At 54.0% G+C, this 17,381-nt stretch carries 14 protein-coding genes; 7 read left to right on the plus strand and 7 right to left on the minus strand.

Features of this window, described 5'->3' with window-relative positions; genetic code table 11:
- The first annotated feature begins 235 nt into the window (after nucleotides 1-235).
- From H7U06_RS15945 to H7U06_RS15965, 5 genes are all read left to right on the plus strand, one after another.
- On the plus strand, nucleotides 236-1,078 hold the full coding sequence (locus H7U06_RS15945) for a TIGR04255 family protein (RefSeq protein WP_175627086.1): 843 nt from the start codon (nucleotides 236-238) through the stop codon (nucleotides 1,076-1,078).
- A complete protein-coding gene (locus H7U06_RS15950; protein ID WP_175627087.1) occupies nucleotides 1,075-1,578 on the plus strand; it encodes a hypothetical protein in 504 nt (167 codons plus the stop codon). The genes H7U06_RS15945 and H7U06_RS15950 overlap by 4 nt, the downstream gene beginning before the upstream one ends.
- A gap of 3 nt (nucleotides 1,579-1,581) precedes the next feature.
- The gene (locus tag H7U06_RS15955; protein ID WP_175627088.1) at nucleotides 1,582-1,929 is read left to right on the plus strand and encodes a hypothetical protein; all 348 of its coding nucleotides are present in this window, start codon (nucleotides 1,582-1,584) and stop codon (nucleotides 1,927-1,929) included.
- 460 nt (nucleotides 1,930-2,389) lie between these two features.
- Nucleotides 2,390-3,814, plus strand: coding sequence for an acetamidase/formamidase family protein (locus H7U06_RS15960; RefSeq protein ID WP_175627089.1), 1,425 nt, complete (start codon nucleotides 2,390-2,392; stop codon nucleotides 3,812-3,814).
- A gap of 209 nt (nucleotides 3,815-4,023) precedes the next feature.
- Nucleotides 4,024-5,118: a porin gene (locus tag H7U06_RS15965; protein ID WP_175627090.1), complete on the plus strand. Its 1,095-nt coding sequence runs from the start codon at nucleotides 4,024-4,026 to the stop codon at nucleotides 5,116-5,118.
- A 62-nt stretch (nucleotides 5,119-5,180) separates the two neighbouring features.
- On the opposite strand, the gene H7U06_RS15970 is transcribed toward H7U06_RS15965, so the two are convergent.
- On the minus strand, nucleotides 5,181-6,737 hold the full coding sequence (locus H7U06_RS15970; protein ID WP_303049240.1) for an MFS transporter: 1,557 nt from the start codon (nucleotides 6,735-6,737) through the stop codon (nucleotides 5,181-5,183).
- Entirely contained in the window at nucleotides 6,730-7,269 is a 540-nt protein-coding gene (locus H7U06_RS15975) for an N-acetyltransferase (RefSeq protein ID WP_175627091.1), read from the minus strand. Before H7U06_RS15975 ends, H7U06_RS15970 begins: the two co-directional genes overlap by 8 nt.
- A 101-nt stretch (nucleotides 7,270-7,370) precedes the next feature.
- On the opposite strand from H7U06_RS15975, the gene H7U06_RS15980 reads away from it, so the two are divergent.
- Nucleotides 7,371-8,255, plus strand: coding sequence for a LysR family transcriptional regulator (locus H7U06_RS15980; RefSeq protein WP_175627092.1), 885 nt, complete (start codon nucleotides 7,371-7,373; stop codon nucleotides 8,253-8,255).
- A gap of 87 nt (nucleotides 8,256-8,342) precedes the next feature.
- On the plus strand, nucleotides 8,343-9,539 hold the full coding sequence (locus H7U06_RS15985; RefSeq protein ID WP_175627093.1) for an MFS transporter: 1,197 nt from the start codon (nucleotides 8,343-8,345) through the stop codon (nucleotides 9,537-9,539).
- 27 nt (nucleotides 9,540-9,566) lie between these two features.
- Here H7U06_RS15985 and guaD read toward each other — a convergent pair whose 3' ends face one another.
- From guaD to H7U06_RS16010, 5 genes are all read right to left on the minus strand, one after another.
- A complete protein-coding gene (guaD, locus tag H7U06_RS15990; protein WP_175627094.1) occupies nucleotides 9,567-10,877 on the minus strand; it encodes a guanine deaminase in 1,311 nt (436 codons plus the stop codon).
- A gap of 42 nt (nucleotides 10,878-10,919) precedes the next feature.
- Nucleotides 10,920-12,008, minus strand: a complete 1,089-nt coding sequence (gene xdhC / locus H7U06_RS15995) for a xanthine dehydrogenase accessory protein XdhC (RefSeq protein ID WP_175627095.1) — start codon at nucleotides 12,006-12,008, stop codon at nucleotides 10,920-10,922.
- 14 nt (nucleotides 12,009-12,022) lie between these two features.
- Entirely contained in the window at nucleotides 12,023-14,392 is a 2,370-nt protein-coding gene (gene xdhB, locus H7U06_RS16000; protein ID WP_175627121.1) for a xanthine dehydrogenase molybdopterin binding subunit, read from the minus strand.
- Between the two features lie 19 nt (nucleotides 14,393-14,411).
- Complete coding sequence (gene xdhA / locus H7U06_RS16005) at nucleotides 14,412-15,896, minus strand: xanthine dehydrogenase small subunit (RefSeq protein WP_175627096.1); 1,485 nt, start codon at nucleotides 15,894-15,896, stop codon at nucleotides 14,412-14,414.
- Between the two features lie 120 nt (nucleotides 15,897-16,016).
- The gene (locus tag H7U06_RS16010) at nucleotides 16,017-17,312 is read right to left on the minus strand and encodes an NCS2 family permease (protein WP_175627097.1); all 1,296 of its coding nucleotides are present in this window, start codon (nucleotides 17,310-17,312) and stop codon (nucleotides 16,017-16,019) included.
- Nucleotides 17,313-17,381 lie beyond the last annotated feature (69 nt).

A 17,381-nucleotide genomic window follows, 5' to 3' on the forward strand; every position in this document is an offset into this window, starting at 1 on the left:
CAGAAGGGGTTACGATTATTCGTAACCCCTTTTTTCTCTTCATCGAGAAAAGTGACTTTTGCTGCTACCATTTAAGAGTCACTACCTTAGTATTGCTCGCATATGGGGATATAGGTCATAGAAGGTAAAAAAGCCCCAAATTAGCCAGTTTTTTACGGGATATTGAGGCTTTGCAACAAATGCTATAATTCGGACGAATTAGAAGCTCAAACAAATTCAGGTATTTGGAAAACAAATGACGGCAAGGCTTTCTGCAAGACCAGTCGGCGATGCTAATTCAATTGAGGCTGCTGCTTTTGTCTTGGGATTTCGTAGAGAATTCAACGCTGGTGAAATCCAGAAGTTTCAGTCCTTGAAAGAAACCTTTAAGGACGACCTGCCAAGCTTTGAAATGATGAGTGGATTCTCTATCGGAGTTCAAGCTGGCGATGTACCTCCAGCTATTAGCATGGCCGTGAATGGCATTCTGCTACAAAACTTTCTTCCTAACGGTAAGCCTAGCTGGGCTTTGCGAGTTTTTCAAAACAATATCGTTGTTTCATGTTTCGCTTATGATCATTGGGCGGATGTTTGGGCAAAAGCTAAAGATATTCTGAGAAGAACCGTTCAAGTTATATATAACTCGGACAATCCGATAAGTATGTTGTCCTTGCAGATGGTTGATAAATTTGTCTATGACTCAGAGCCTGAGAAGTACGACATCAACGATATATTTAATTCAGAATCTACTTACCTCACAAAGCATGTTGTTGAAGCTGGTGCTTTGTGGCACGTGAACCAAGGTTGGTTCGCGGATATCAAAATGTTTGATAGTGATCTTAAACATTTAAATGTACTTAATGTAATGAGTTCGAAAATTCCTCCTAATGGGACTCTCGAAGGCATCGTAGATCATTTGAGTCAAATTGTTTTTGATGAGAAATCATTAAATAGTCTTAATACGCAAGATAATGTTTTTGCTGATCCGGTGTTAACACGGATTGAAGAAGTGTTTTCTGTATTTCATGAGGGTAATAAGACCGTGTTGCAGGGCGTTCTAAGTAAACAAAAACTAGAAAAAATAGGCCTTATAGGATGACAAACTTACTTTCTTCTACCGCTGCTCCAGATTACTTAGCAGTAAGTAGCTCTAAGAAACAGTATGCTGCATATGCGGCAGTAATGGTCATGGGTGCGATGGCACTTTTTCACGGTCATGAGAGTCAAAGCAGTTTTTCTCCTCTCACATTGTCCGAGAAGCCTTTGACGGATGCGCCAAAGTATTTGTTGCCTGTTACTACGGGTTTTAGCGGTTCGCTTAGCGCGGAAATTGCTAAATGGATTGAAAATGCCAAACTCAATTTGGGTGCAGTTGATCACCTTGTGGCTGCAATTCATTCTGTTTTCGGCAAGGTTGAAATAGCAGCATCCCTTCATGTTGATCCTGACGAGGCATGGGAGAAGTTAGTCTTGCACGTAAATTCTGGTCTGGAAGATTATGATGCAGTGATGGCTCTTGAGGACAAGCTGTTTGCTAAAGTGGACGCAGATGCTGGTTTGCGCGAAACATTGAAATCGGTAGTTATCACTCAGGTTTAAATTGTGGCGTTCGATCCGGTCACATTTTTTACCCTGGCAGCTGATACTCATCAAGCTGCCGGCCATGAAGAGGAAGAGAAAGTGCGGACTGTAATTGGCCGGGCTTACTACTCAGCTTTTTTATGCGCGCGAAACGCGGCTGGTTTAACTGGTACTAATGCTGCCATACATCAGGTAACGATTGAGCATTACATCAATAATGGGAATTCGGCGGTGGGAAATCGTCTCAACGATCTGCGTACCTCACGTAATGATGCTGATTATGATTGCGGCAAAAAATTTACAAAAACGCAAAGCGGTAAAGCTCTTAGTCAAGCAAACGCAATCCTAGTTAATTTGGGACTCAAATAATTGCAACATCAAGCAGTTTCAACGATACTGTAATTCAATGTTTGATATTGGTAGACAGTCATTTTTCCGTTTGGATGCCATTGCACAATGAGGTGGATTCATAATCCATTGATGTCGTGTACGATGCACGGGGACGTTATAAACAAATGGGTTGCGAATAATCGTAACCCATTTTTATCTAACTCCCGCTACGCTGAACAACTCCCGCTACGCTGAACAACTCCCGCTACGCTGAACAACTCCCGCTACGCTGAACAACTCCCGCTACGCTGAACAACTCCCGCTACGCTGAACAATTTCTGCCAACCAATAAGCCTGACATTTATATAAGTCCTCGCTGAATACCTACCATTCACCCAACAATAATTTGTACGCCTCCGTACAAGATTCCGGTACCTCCTCGCTTCTATGATCTCTGCTAACCACAATCAGGTGGTGTGTCAAAGAGATCAGGAGATGTATGCGAGACCATATTTGCAGTACCGGATGTAATCACTTTTCCCACTTGAACGACGCCGATTTGCAGGGCGAGTTCAAGGAAGCGCGTCAGAGCTTGCGCGCTGCTATCGGCGGTAAGCCGACTGCAGGCATCGCCGGTTTGGCAGGCGTTACCGAGCGTGCGCTGCCTTCGAAGAAGGCTGGCGAGCAAGTTAGCCACTACTACGTACCGGCTAACAACAAGACCATCCACTGGGGCTATTTCAGCAAGACCATGGAGCCGCTGCTGAAGCTGGAATCCGGTGACTACGCCACGATCGAGACGGTCACGCATCACTCCAACGACGATATCGAGCGCATGGTCAAAGGCGATGCTGGCGCGGAAAGCATTTTCCAATGGGATGCGAACAGCAAGGCAGTTGATCGCCGTGGCGCGGGTCCTATGGATGATCCATTGGGTGCGGGCGGTGGCTTGGGTGTGCACGTTTGCACCGGTCCTATCTATGTCAATGGCGCCGAGCCAGGCGACGTGCTGGAAGTGCGTATCGTCGATACCATGCAGCGTCCTTCGGGCAATCCTGACTACCGTGGCAAGACCTTCGGTTCCAACGTTGCGAGTAACTGGGGCTTCCACTACAACAACCTGATCACCGAGCCTAAAGGCCGTGAAGTCATCACTATTTACGAAGTTGATGCGAGCGGTGAGCAAACCTGGGCTAAAGCGGTTTACAACTATCGCTGGACACCACAAACCGATCCATTCGGCGTGGTTCACCCGATCATCGATTACCCAGGCGTACCAGTCGACAAGAGCAGCATCAAGCCTAACTACGACGTCCTGAAGGGCTACGAAATTCCTGTGCGTCCGCACTTCGGCATGATCGGTGTTGCACCAGTCGAAGCCGATATGGTGTCGTCCATCATTCCTAGCTACAGCGGCGGTAACTTCGATAACTGGCGTATGGGCAAGGGCGCAACTGCGTTCTTCCCTGTGGTCGTGCCAGGCGCGATGTTCTCTGTCGGTGACCCACACGCTTCGCAAGGCGATGCGGAATTGTGCGGTACTGCAATCGAATGTTCGCTGACTGGTTTGTTCCAGTTCATCCTGCACAAGAAAGCAGATCTGCCAGGCACCAAGCTGTATGGCCTCGATTATCCATTGCTGGAAACCGAAAGCGAGCTGGTTGTGCATGGTTTCAGCAGCCCGAACTACCTGAAGGAATTCGGTGTGGATGGTACGTCTGAACTGTTCAAGAAATCTTCGCTGGACAGCGCAATGACCGATGCTTTCAACAAGACCCGTCGCTTCTTCATGGATACCCGCAACCTGACCGAAGACGAAGCGATTTCGTTGATCTCGGTATCGGTGGACTTCGGTATCACTCAAGTCGTCGATGGCAACTGGGGTGTACACGCGATCATCAAGAAAGCAGTTTTCCCTAAGTAATCTGAAGTAACAGGTGCTGGCGGAGTGCTTCCGCCAGCACAGTATTGAGCAATGTAGTTGGTGGTACAGAGGCATCAAAAGGAGTTGTGAGATAGCGCAGTAGAACAAGCAATAAGCAGGCAATAAGCAGGCAGTACACATAAAAAATAAGTAGTGCCGTGAGTGTAAGAAGACAAATTTCTTACACATATAAAAACGAGGAGACAAAAATGGGTGCAAGAAAAAATACACTGCGCAAGCTGCAGTGCGTCGCAGCTTTGGGCGCAGCATGTGCATTGCCAGCAATGGCGCAAACATCGGTACAGGTCACCGGCCTGGTCGATAACTTTATCGGTTCAGTCAAATACAGCGGCGACGCCGGACGCAGCAGCGTCGTCAATAGCGGTGGTATGACCACTTCATGGTTTGGCTTCAAGGGCACCGAAGATCTCGGTGGCGGCCTCAAAGCCAAGTTCAACCTGACTTCCTTCTTCCGTGCGGACACTGGCGGTGCCGGTCGTTTCGACGGCAATGAGACTTTCTTTTCGCGCGATGCGAACGTCGGCCTGATAGGCAAGTTCGGTGAGATCTCGCTGGGTCGTGATCTGGCGCCACACTTCCTGCCATCCATCCTGTTCAATCCATTCGGTGATTCATTCCAGTTGTCGCCTTTGATGCTGCACGCAGACGTGCCGCTGTTCAATGGTTCGCGCTGGAGCAATTCGGTGGCAGCGGATACCGGCTGGAGCAATGAGATCGTCTATACCACGCCTAATATGGCGGGCCTGAAAGCGAATATCCATTACCAGTTCGGCGAAGTCGCAGGAAAGAGCGGCAAGAATAACTTTGGTATGAATTTGCTGTATTCGAATGGCCCATTGGGATTGGCGGCTTACTACCAAAAAATCAAAGTAAACAATCCGCTGGAGCAGACGCCGGGCAATGTATTGCCGGCAGCGACTTTGCTGGGTGGCTTGACGCCTGCGCGTCAGACCGGATGGTTTGTCGGTGGTTCGTATGATTTCGCGGTGGCCAAGTTGTTCGCAACCTATAACCAGACCAGTCACGATATCGATTTGAATGACCGTACTGTGCAACTTGGTACCAGCATCCCGCTGGGTCAGGGTGCGATCCTGGCGTCATGGGCGAATACCAAACGCGACGGCGCAGCGATGGGACAGGATTTGAAGCGCAATACGGCATCGTTTGGCTATGACTACAACATCTCCAAACGTACCGATCTCTATGCGGTGTATATGTACGACAAGATCACCCAGCAAAATACTGGCAACACCGTTGCGCTGGGTATCCGTCACCGCTTCTGATCATCTTGATCAACATGGCTGAGCGGAGATTTCCGCCCAGCCACACAGCTTTACTCCGGGGCTCAAGTAGTTGAGTGCGATTCGGCGAGCATGGCAACATGCTCGCTTTTTTTATTGCTCCACCAGACGATGCCGGAGGTCAGGAACAATAAGAAGGTCGCGGTTGCAATGACAGCCGTGAACGCCACATCAAATGATGATTTGGCGGCAGCATCTACCACTTGCGCAACAGCAGGTGCGAGATCCCGAGTCACAAGGAGTGCTTCATCCAGGCTATCCCACACGATGGCAGGCAGGTTCATATCAGCAGGCAGGTTTAGCGTGCTGGCATAAGCCAGCGACAGGATGCTGCCCATCAGCGTGACACCGAAGACACTACCCAACTCGTACGAAACTTCCTCGACTGATGCCGCCATGCCTGCGCGATCCACCGGTGCGCTTTGCATGATGGTGCTGGATGCCGCCGTCATCGCGGCACCGATACCGGCACCGAGCACCAGCAGGCAGATGATTTGCATCCATGCTGCGGCGTCGTATAGGAACAGATAAGCACCCATACCCAGTCCGGAGATCAGCAGGGACAGCGACAAGACAAAGGCGCTACCCAGCTTCGGCAATACCCGACCCGTCAATGGACCGGCAGCAAAAGCCGCCAGTGACAAAGGCAGGATAAATACACCCGCCTGCAACGGTGTCATATCGAGCACCAGTTGCAAACGCTGCGTGAACACCAGTTCCATACCCAGCAGGGCGGCAGCAGAGACGATAGCCGCCGCTACGGATGATGAGAAAATCGTGTTCTTGAACAACGAGAAATCGATCATCGGATGCGCGCTATGTTGCTGCCTGCGTGCAAACATGGCGAGGAAGAAGAGTCCGAACAGCAGTGTCAGCAAGGCTATGCCCCATGCAGGGTTGTGCTTGCCTGCTTCTTTCAATGCGTAGGTCACGCCGACCAGGCCCGCCATGATTTTCAGTGAACCGACCAGGTCCCATGGCCGTGTTTTGTTAGGCTGGCTTTTCGGTATGTAAGCCAGGGCGATAGGCAATGCCACCAGCACGATAGGCACGTTGATCAGGAAGACCGAACCCCACCAGAAGTATTCCAGCAACAGTCCGCCTATCACTGGTCCGAGTGCGGCACCGCCGAAGGCAACCGCGGCCCAGATGCCGATCGCCACTGCGCGTTCGTTTTCATCGGCAAAGGCGAGACGGATGATGGACAGTGTTGCTGGCATCATCATGGCAGCACCTACTGCCAGCAATGCACGTGCAGCGATCAGTGTGGCGGAGGACGGCGAGTACGCCGCGCACAACGATGCGATACCGAATACCACGAGGCCGGCGACGAATAAGGATTTATGTCCCAGCCTGTCGCCCAGCGTACCCATGCCAAGCAGCAGCCCCGAGACGATGAGCGCATAGATGTTGACTATCCACAGCTTGGCCGAAGCCGAGGCCTGCAGGTCTGCGGTCAGTCTTGGCAGTGCTGCATAGAGCACCGTCATGTCGACCACGATCAGTAACAGCGCGACCGAGACGATGGCCAGCACCAGCCAGCGGCTGGAAGACGGCAGCATGGCAGTGTGTTTCAGGATGTCTTTGTTTTGCTTAAGCATGGCTGAGCTCCTTCATCATCACGACCGATACGGTCTGGAAGTTCAGGCCATGGAAGTAGCGGTGCGCATCATGGTTGCCTGCGCAGCTTTCGAGGAACAGACGCTGGATGCCGCGCGTCAGTAATTGCTGCTCGACCCATGCGATCAATTGCTGGCCGATACCGGCACCGCGATGATCTGGGTGCACGATCAGGTCGTCCAGCGACGCAAACGGTGTAGCGACATCCGGATTGTTATCGATGGCGACCAGCGCCATGCCGACGATGTCATTGCCGATGTTTGCAGTCGCAATCAGTTGATTTGCACTGGCCGGATCTAGCGACAGGGTCGCGTTTAATTCCTGGCGCAAGGTCGTCGCCAGATCGCTACGCCATTGCGTAGGACTAGCCGCGCGTGATCCTTGCAACTCGGATTGGGAAATATATTGTGTGTGCGCATTCATCACGAAGAGCTGGGTAAGCGCTTCGCTTAGTGCCGCATCTGTGCACCAGTTTATGGTGACAGTTTTTGGGGTGATGGATTTTTGATTCATGACTTTTCTGGCCCAAAAGAGCCTATTTGTTGTGCAACGTTGTCTATCATCCATCAATATTAGATTTGGACAAAGTTAAGTACCATCTATAAAATAGATGGATGGAATGGACTATCGATCGCATGAAACAGTTTGTCGTGACCGCAGAGGCTGGCTCTATCTCTGCGGCTGCGCGTCGCCTGGGCAAGGCGCAATCTGCTGTCAGTACGGCTATTGCCTTATTGGAAGCAGATCTGGGCTTTGATTTGTTTGATCGCTCGCGGCGCAATGTGCAACTCACACCGGCCGGTGAAGTCATGCTGCTGGAAGCACGGGAGTTGTTGCGCCAGGCCGAGGGGCTGGATCACCGTGCGCAATCATTCGCGGCAGGGCAGCAAGCCAAGCTGACGCTGGCTTTGGATGAAGCCTTGCCTTACCTTGCGGTCGGCGCGCTTGTGAAGGAGATATCGGAACGTTTCCCATCACTGGAACTGACCCAACTTAATGGTACGGCAACCGAGGTGGCCGAGTACGTGGAGAAGCAGCGCGCCAGCGTGGCCTTCCATTTTGATCGCGGGCCATGTTCGCTGTCATTTGCGCAAAAGCATATCGGTAGTGTGGCGCAGGGTATCTATGTGAGTCGTCAGCATCCGTTGACGCAGATTAAAAAAATCACGCAACGCGATCTCGCCAAGCACAGACAGCTCCTGATGCATATGGATGACTTCGCTGATCCGGCTTTGAGTCCGTCGGTCTGGCGATCGGATAGTTTTTACAGTATTGCGGCGATGGTGGCGGACGGCATCGGTTGGGCGATACTGCCTTTGAACATCGCCCAGTACGAAGAGTATCGTTTGCATCTGCAGGAACTGCCCTGCGATGAATTTAGCCTGCCGCTATTGTCGGTACGTATGTTGTGGCTGCAAGGGCATCAGCCGGATGCGACCACGCAATGGGTGCAGAAACGCCTGGGCGAATTGCTGCACACCATACCGTCCGATTTGTAATCGCCGGCCTGCTGCAAGCACGCCCTGCACGCAAGATGCGATCTGGGTACACTTTGTACTCGGGCAGGAAATCAATAACGATAAAAAATGACAGCGGCCACCAAGCAATCAAAATGGCTTATCCCTTCCATGGGCATGACCCAGATCATAGGCTGGGGTTCGATGTTCTACGCTTATGGCGTACTTATGCAGCCTATGGAAGCCGAGCTCCAGACTACGCGCTCGGTAGTGGTGGGGGCGTATTCGATAGCCTTGCTGCTATCTGGTTGTCTGTCGACTTTATCCGGCGCGATTATTGATCGCATAGGCGGACGACTGGTGATGGGCGGTGGTGCCTTGCTGGCCGCTCTCATGTTTTTCCTGATGTCTTATGTGGATAGCGTGCTGACGCTGTATCTGGTCTGGGCAGGCCTGGGTGTGGCCATGAGTGCGACGCTGTACCAGCCTGCTTTTGCCGTATTGACGCAGGTATATGGCAGTGGCTATCGCCGCGCGATTACAGCAGTGACTTTATTTGGCGGTCTGTCGAGCAGTGTGTTCTGGCCATTGACACAGGCGTTGTCGGATCAGGTCGGCTGGCGTGACACCTGGCTGATTTATGCCGCACTGAATTTGCTGGTCAGTTTTCCAGTGCATGCCTTGCTGCCTAAATTTTCACCATCAACAGAAGCGCCGACCCAGGCCACGCAAGGCAAATCAGGTCTGGCGCAAGTCTTGCGCGAGCGCAGCTTTTATTTGCTGACTACCTCATTCACTTTAAATGCACTGGTCTTCTCCGCTGTGTCCCTGCACCTGATGTCGCTGTTGCAGAGCCGCGGTATTACACCGACGCAGGCGGCGACTATAGGCGCGATGGTCGGGCCTATGCAGGTACTGGGACGGATACTGGAAACCACCGTGGGGCGCAATCTGTCATCGCACAGGATAGGTTTATGCGCGATGTGGTTGTTGCCTCTGGCCTTGATACTGCTCTATGCACCGAATCACTGGTTGTGGATGTATGCCTTGTTTGCCGGAATATACGGCATCAGCAATGGCGTGATGACCATAGTGCGCGGCACTATACCAGCGGAATTGTATGGACGCGAAGCTTATGGTGCGGTGAGTGGCGCGATGGGCGCGCCGGTCATGATAGCGATTGCTGCTGGCCCGTTCGTGGCATCGCTGTTGTACACGGCTATCGGTAGCTATATGGGGATGCTGCTGGTATTGATCGCGGTCGGCGTGCTGGGTTCTGTCATGTTCAACTACGCGTCCCCGACGGACAAGCATGGTCATCAATAGTTGATGACCATGCTGTAGTGCTAGTTATCAAATCCAGGCTGCGCGCTGATGCACACGTTCACCTGCAGCATAAGTAGCAGTGATAACACGGTCGTCGCCCAGTATGGCAAGTGCAAACAATTGCTCTTCCAGGCTGTCGGTCGTTGCGCTGCGACGTGACAACAAAGGCGTGGCTTGTGGGTCGAGCACGATGAAGTCGGCATCGCAACCAGCCGCAAAGTTACCGATCGTTCCTTCCAGCTGCAAAGCGCGTGCACCGCCTAGCGTCGCCATGTAAAACATGCGTTGCGCGGCCAGATGCACGCCGCTCATGCGACCTACCTTGTAGAGCTCGTTCATGGTTTGCAGCATGGAGAAACTGGTGCCACCCCCGACGTCAGTCGCGAGTGAGACTGGCATACGCAGTTTGTCAGCATTGATGAAGTCAAACAAACCGCTGCCGAGGAAGAGGTTGGAAGTAGGACACACCGTTGCGACTGATTCCGTCGCCGCCATGCGTGCACGATCATCATCATCCAGCCAGATGCAGTGGGCGTACAGCGCACGTTTGCGCATCAGGCCGCGCTTTTCATAGACGTCGAGATAGCTGCGGCTGTCCGGAAACAGTTCCTTGACCCATTTCACTTCATCAGTATTCTCTGCGACGTGGGTTTGGATGTAGGTGTCCGGGTACTGCGACGCCAGTTCACCTGCCAGGCGCAATTGCGCGTCGGTCGAGGTTGGGGCAAAACGTGGCGTGATCGCGTAGTGCTGGCGACCTTGCTTATGCCAGCGCTTGATCAGCGCTTCCGTATCCCTGGCACTGCTTTCTGCAGTATCCAGCAGGAAGTCAGGTGCATTCCTGTCCATCATGACCTTGCCCGCGATCATGCGCAGGTTCAGCGCATGGCTGCGGTCAAAGAATGCATCCACCGATTGCGGATGCACGGTGCAATAGACGGCTGCAGTGGTTGTGCCGTTGCGCAGCAATTCAGCGAGGAAGAAGTCAGCAACGTCAGCGGCATGTGCGCTGTCTTCAAACTTTCTTTCGGTCGGGAAGGTATAGGTATTGAGCCAGGGCAGCAAGCCAGGTGCAGGCGACGCGATCATGTCGGTTTGCGGATAGTGCACATGGGTGTCGATGAAGCCGGGCGTGATGATCTTGCCGCGCCAGTCATGGGTCATGGCACCAGCGGGCAGGGTCGGCAGTAAACGATCGTAATCGCCAGCGGCAACTATCTTGCCGTCTGCCACGACCAGCAAACCATCGCTATGCCACTGCGTCGCATCTTCAGCGAAGGCAGGGTCGTTGGAAAAATGGAGCAGGCTCGCGCGGTACGCGTGTACGTTAGAAATCATGAGTAACTATCAGTGCTAAAAATGGGTGTAGAAAAAGCGTGTTTAGCTTTGCGGTGTATTTGACGAAGCTAGCACCGCGGCAGTGGCAGCCAGTACGGGACTGTTTTTATGCGGCTGGGCGCGCAGTTCCCATAGCTGGACCAGCTGTGCGACTACGGCGACGGCGATGCTGCTGGGTTCCTTGCCATAGATGCCGGGGATGCCGATAGGACAGGTCATCTTGTTCAATTGCTCGACCGTGACGCCTCTGTCCTGCAAGCGATGTTCGAATTGCTTGCGTTTGGTATAGGAGCCGATCAGGCCAAACCAGGCGACGTCTTCGCGCTTGAGGATTTGCTCGGTCAACTGCTGGTCCAGTGAATGACTGTGCGTCATCACCAGGAAGTAGGCACCAGGCTCAGCTTTTGCAACGACGGCATTCGGTACATCGGTCGCATCTATCGTGACCTGCATAGGTAAATCAGCAGGGAACATGTCTTCCCGTTCGTCTACCCACAGGACGCGACATGGCAGCGTGCTCAGCATGCGTACGATGGCGGTACCTACATGCCCGGCGCCAAACAGGACGACTTGCGGTAAATGCGCCTGGCACAGATCCAGCAACCAGCGGCGACCTTGGGTATCACGTGCGATATGGGTCGCGCTCCTGGACAGGAATATATCCGGAGTCAAGGCATCAACCGCCGAACTTGCATTACAAGCGCTGCCCTTGAGATCGTAAAGCGCGGCTGCATCATTCGTTTCCAGTGGCACCGCGCGCCATATGTTCACGCCTTCCTTGCAACCGCGTGCCAGACCACTGAGCATGGCGGCGGCACGTTGCTCTATGATTTCAAAGGCAAGGAAGACCACACCGCCACAGCATTGACCCAGGCTGGGGCCCAGCGCGATGCGTTCGATGTGGTTCATGCGGCGGGTCGGTGTGCTGTCGGCCAGCATGTCACGTGCAATCTGTGCGGCGCGCCATTCGAGATGACCGCCGCCTATGGTGTCGAATTGCCGGGTCGCTGTGTACACCATGCGGGCACCTTCTTCGCGTGGTGTCGAGCCCTGGATCCCCGCAACTGTCACCAGCACGCAAGCTTCCTGTGCCGGTACAGTTGTTTGCAACGCTTCTAACCATGTAGACATAGCGTGACTCCTTGCTAATGGATGGCGGCGCGCACGGCGTCGACTGCATCAAGGATGGCTTCGCTGGTGGCCGGTGCGCGCAAAGGCGGATTGACGCGATTGTTACCAACGGCGGCCACTGCATCACGGATTGCGAAGAAGACCGAGAACGGCAACAGCAGCGGCGGTTCACCGACGGCTTTCGAACGGTGGATGCTGTCCTGCACATTGCTGTTCTTGAAGAGCTTGACGCGGAAGTCAGCAGGGCAGTCGGAGATCGCCGGAATCTTGTAGGTCGAAGGAGCATGTGTCATCAGTTTACCGTCCTTGTTCCACCACAATTCTTCGGTCGTCAGCCAGCCCATGCCCTGGATGAAAGCACCTTCAACCTGGCCTGCATCGATGGCCGGATTCAATGCTTCGCCTGCATCGTAGAGCGCATCCGCGCGCAGCAATTTCCATTCGCCGGTCAGTGTATCGATGACCACTTCGGCCACGGCCGCACCGTAAGCGTAGTAGTAGAACGGATGACCTTGCATGGTCTTGCTGTTCCAGTGCACGCGTGGGGTTGAGTAGAAGCCGTCAGACCAGAGCTGGATACGGGCGGTATAAGCCAGCATGACCAGTTCCTGGAAGTCTATGCTGTGTGCACCAGAGCTCACTTTGTCGTCGGCAAAACGTATGCTCGCGACCTCGACGCCAAAGCGCTGTGCTGCCAGGCTGGCCAGGCGATCACGGATTTGCAGCGCTGCGTGCTGTGCCGCTTTGCCGTTGAGGTCGGTACCAGTTGAGGCTGCCGTGGCCGAGGTGTTGGCGACCTTGCTGGTGTCGGTAGCGGTGCAGCGCACCTTATCCAGTTGCAGACCCAATGCCTGTGCCACGACTTGCGCGACCTTGGTGTTGAGGCCCTGGCCCATTTCAGTACCACCGTGGTTCACCAAAACCGAACCATCGGTATATACGTGTACCAATGCGCCAGCCTGGTTCAGATGCGGTACGTTGAACGAGATACCGAATTTCACTGGCGTCAGTGCCAGGCCTTTTTTGAGGATGGTGTTCGACGCGTTGAATGCATTGATCGCATTGCGGCGAGCCTGGTATTCACTGGTGGCTTCCAGTTCGTCGACCAGCGCGTGGATGATGTTGTCTTCCACCTTTTGACCGTAGTGCGTGACATTGCGTGCATCCGGGCCGTCGCCATCGCTGCTGCCGTAGAAGTTGACGCGTCGTACTTCGAGTGCATCCTTGCCGAGATTGCGCGCAATCTCATCGATGATGTATTCGATCGCAATCGCACCTTGCGGGCCACCAAAACCGCGGAAGGCGGTATTCGACTGGGTATTGGTTTTGCCGCACATGGCGTGAATTTCAACATCCGACAGATAGTAGGCATTGTCGAAGTGACAGACCGCGCGGGTTGCCACCGGACCGGACAGGTCGGCAGAGAAACCAGCACGCGAGATCATGTCTATGCGTGCACCCAGGATCAGGCCGTTATTGTCATAGCCGATTTCATAGTCATAGGCGAAGCAATGGCGCTTGCCAGTGACTATCATGTCGTCGTCGCGATCGGCGCGCAGTTTGACTGGACGGCGCAAACGGGCTGCACTGAATGCAGCGACGCAGGCCCACAGTGCCGATTGCGATTCCTTGCCGCCGAAACCACCGCCCATGCGACGGCATTCCACCAGTACGTCGTGTGAAGACACATGCAGGACGTGGGCAATGTGATGCTGCATTTCGCTCGGGTGTTGCGTCGAGCAATGTACGTGCATGCCGCTGCCTTCTTTTGGGATCGCGTAGGAGATCTGGCCTTCCAGATAGAACTGCTCTTGTCCGCCGACGTCGAATTTTCCTTGCAGCTTATTCGGTGCAGCTGCAAACGCAGTCGCCGCATCGCCGCGTTGCAAATGCATAGGTGGCAGCACATAGGATTGCGCAGCATGGGCCGCACGTGGCGTCAGTATCGGTGGCAGTTCTTCGTATTCGATGACACCGAGGCGTGCAGCACGGCGTGCCGTGTCGTGGCTGTTGGCGATGACGACGAAGATAGGTTGTCCTATGTATTGCACGAGGTCTTCGGCCAGCACCGGATCGTCGCGTATGATCGCGCCGCACTGGTTTTCACCGGGGATGTCGGCCGCTGTCAGCACGGCGACTACGCCAGGTACGGCCTGGACTTTGCTAAGGTCGATGGAAACTATCTTGGCATGGGCTTTTTGCGACAGGCCCAGTGCCGCGTGCAAGGTGCCTTGCAGCTCGGGGATGTCATCAGTGTAGGTCGCTTCGCCGGTGACGTGCAGGTAAGCGGACTCATGCGCATAAGAGGTGCCGACTGCCTTGCCGCCGGGTGTACCGCTGCCAGGTAATGTAACAGTCATGAATAATTCGGTTTGCTTGTTCATCATATTCCTCCTGATTTCCTCAGGCAGTCTCAGCTGTTGCTGCTGCAAAGGCGCGCAAAGAGCTCGCTGGTACCGGCTCATCTGCACGTGTTTCCAGCCAGTAGCGATATAAAAGATTCTGTGCCGTCTTCATGCGATAAGCGGATGAGGCGCGCATATCGGAGAGTGGTGCATAGTCCTGTGCCAGCAGCGCTATCGCCGCGCGTACATTGGCTTCGCTCCATGCCTTTCCATTGAGTGCCGCTTCGGCTTGCGCTGCGCGCTTAGGCGTGGCCGCCATGCCGCCGTAGGCGATGCGCGCATCCCTTACCTGGCCATCGACCAGTTCAAACGCGAAGGAAGCACAAACCGCCGAGATATCCTGGTCGAAACGTTTCGATAGTTTGTAGACGCGGAATGCGACGTCAGGACGTGGCAATGGTATGCGTACTGCCTGCACGAATTCATCTGGCTGCATGGCCGATTTTTGGTAAGCCAGATAAAAATCTTCCAGCGGCATGCTGCGTACACCTGCGACGCTGCGCAAGACGATGTGTGTGCCGAGCGCAATCAGCCACGGCATGGAGTCGCCGATAGGTGAACCGTTGGCGACATTGCCACCCAGCGTACCGGCATTGCGTACTGGCAGCGACGCAAAGCGTTGCCACAGCTCTGATAGTTCTTGCGGGTAGTGCTGGGCGGCTGCTGCATACGCATTTTCCAGCGTGACGCCTGCGCCAATTTCCAGCCAGCCGTTTTCTTCCTTGACGCTTTTCAGTGCATCGACCTGGCCCAGGTAAATGATGTCGCCGAGGTCGCGCATGTGTTTGGTGACCCATAGGCCGACGTCGGTAGAGCCTGCCAGTATGCGTGCCTTAGGCAATTCGGCGCGCAGTGCTGCCAGTTGCTCTATGGTGCGCGGTGCGTGGAAGGTTTGACCAGCGTAGCTGATTCTGAGTGGCTCATGTCGTTGCAATTCGCGCAGCGCATCTGCCACTTGTGTGCGGTCGAAATGGACGGCTGGTAATTCACCCATGCGGTGCGCTGCTTCGATGATGGGACGGTAGCCGGTGCAGCGGCACAGATTGCCGGACAGTGCATCGTCTACTTGTCGTGTACTTGGTGCGGTGCTGCCATCGTCATTGTGCAGATACAGATTCCACAAGGACATGATGAAGCCTGGTGTGCAGAAGCCGCATTGCGAGCCGTGGCATTCGACCATCGCCTGTTGCACCGGATGCAGGCAGCCATCGTTTTGCTTCAGGTCTTCGACCGTGAAGAGTGCCTTGCCGTCCAGCGTTGGTAAAAACTGTATGCAGGAGTTGACGGTGTTGAGTTCGAGGTGATCGCCGCGCAGTTCGCCGACTACCACGGTGCACGCACCGCAGTCACCTTCGGCACAACCTTCTTTGGTGCCGGTGCAATGCAGGTCTTCGCGCAGGTGCTGCAAGACGGTACGCGTATTGGAAAGACCACTCACTTCGTGTGTGGTGCCGCGGAAGTAAAAGCGTATCGGTTCTGACATGATGTGTACTCTGTAGTAAGACTAAGTAGCGCGGTCGGATGTAACTACTTACGAAATCAAATCCATGTTTGCTGACAGGTGTTGCGCGTTTCTGCACAACACCTGTTTGTGCTTATTTGCTTAGCCCAACAAGACCAACTTGACGGTAAACAAGCCTGCAATAATCCAGATCATGAACGACACTTCCTTGGCACGACCGGTCAGCAACTTCAGTGCGGCATAGGTGATGAAGCCGAGTGCCATACCGTTTGCTACCGAATAAGTGAAAGGCATGATGATGGTGGTAATCACTGCCGGTACGCATTCGGTGGTGTCTTCCCAATCGATGTCACGCAGTTCACGCAACATCAGGCAAGCCACAAAGAACAACGCCGGAGCTGTTGCGTATGCCGGAACCACGCCAGCCAGTGGTGCAATAAACAGGGCCAGCAGGAACAGGACAGCGATGGTGACGGCAGTCAGGCCGGTGCGACCACCTGCCTGTACACCAGCGGCACTTTCAATATAGGCGGTGGTACTCGAAGTGCCAAGCATGGAACCGGCTATGATGGCGCCGCTATCTGCCAGCAGGGCTTTGTTCAGGCGTTCGATCTTGCCGTTTTTGACCAGACCCGCACGTTGCGCCACACCCATCAGGGTGCCGGTGGCATCGAATAATTCAACCAGGAAAAAGACCAGCACGACGTTGATCAGGCCCATGCCCAGTGCGCCAGGGATATCCAGCTGGAACAGGGTAGGTGAGACTGACGGTGGTGCCGAAAACACGCCGGCGAATTTATTACCCGCAAAGAAGAAGCTCAGTACGGTCACGGCTAGGATGCCGATCAGCATCGCGCCACGGACTTTCAGTCTATCCAGTGCGACGATCACGACAAAACCGATGATGGCCAGTACTGTTGGGGGGCTGTGCAAGTTACCGAGTGTGACCAGCGTATTAGGATTGCCGACGACGATACCGGCATTTTTCAGCGCGATCAGTCCGAGGAAGAGGCCGATACCCGCGGGAATCGCCGTTCGTAACGACACCGGAATGCTGTTGATAATCAGCTCGCGGATCTTGAACAGACTCACCACCATGAACAGACAGCCGGAGATGAATACGGCACCCAGGGCGGCTTGCCATGGATAGCCCATACCAATCACAACTGCATACGAGAAGTAGGCATTCAGGCCCATGCCGGGAGCGAGCCCGATAGGGTAGTTTGCATACAGGCCCATGATCAGGGTACCGATGGCGGCGGCCACGCAAGTGGCGACGAATACGGAATCCTTGGGCATCCCCGCGTCACCCAGAATGGCTGGGTTGACGAAGATGATGTAGGCCATGGTGAGGAAGGTAGTCAGCCCTGCCACGAGCTCCGTGCGCACGGTAGTACCGTGGTCGCTGAGCTTGAAAAACTTTTCCAAAAAAGTCATCTGCTTGTCTCCGAGTTTTTATGTTTTTTTGCTTCAACGCTTACCATCTAACGTGGTGTCGTTCAGCGC

Origin of the sequence: Herminiimonas sp. Marseille-P9896 (genome assembly GCF_903993245.1) — a bacterium.
Classification (GTDB): Bacteria; Pseudomonadota; Gammaproteobacteria; order Burkholderiales; family Burkholderiaceae_D; genus Oxalicibacterium; species Oxalicibacterium contaminans.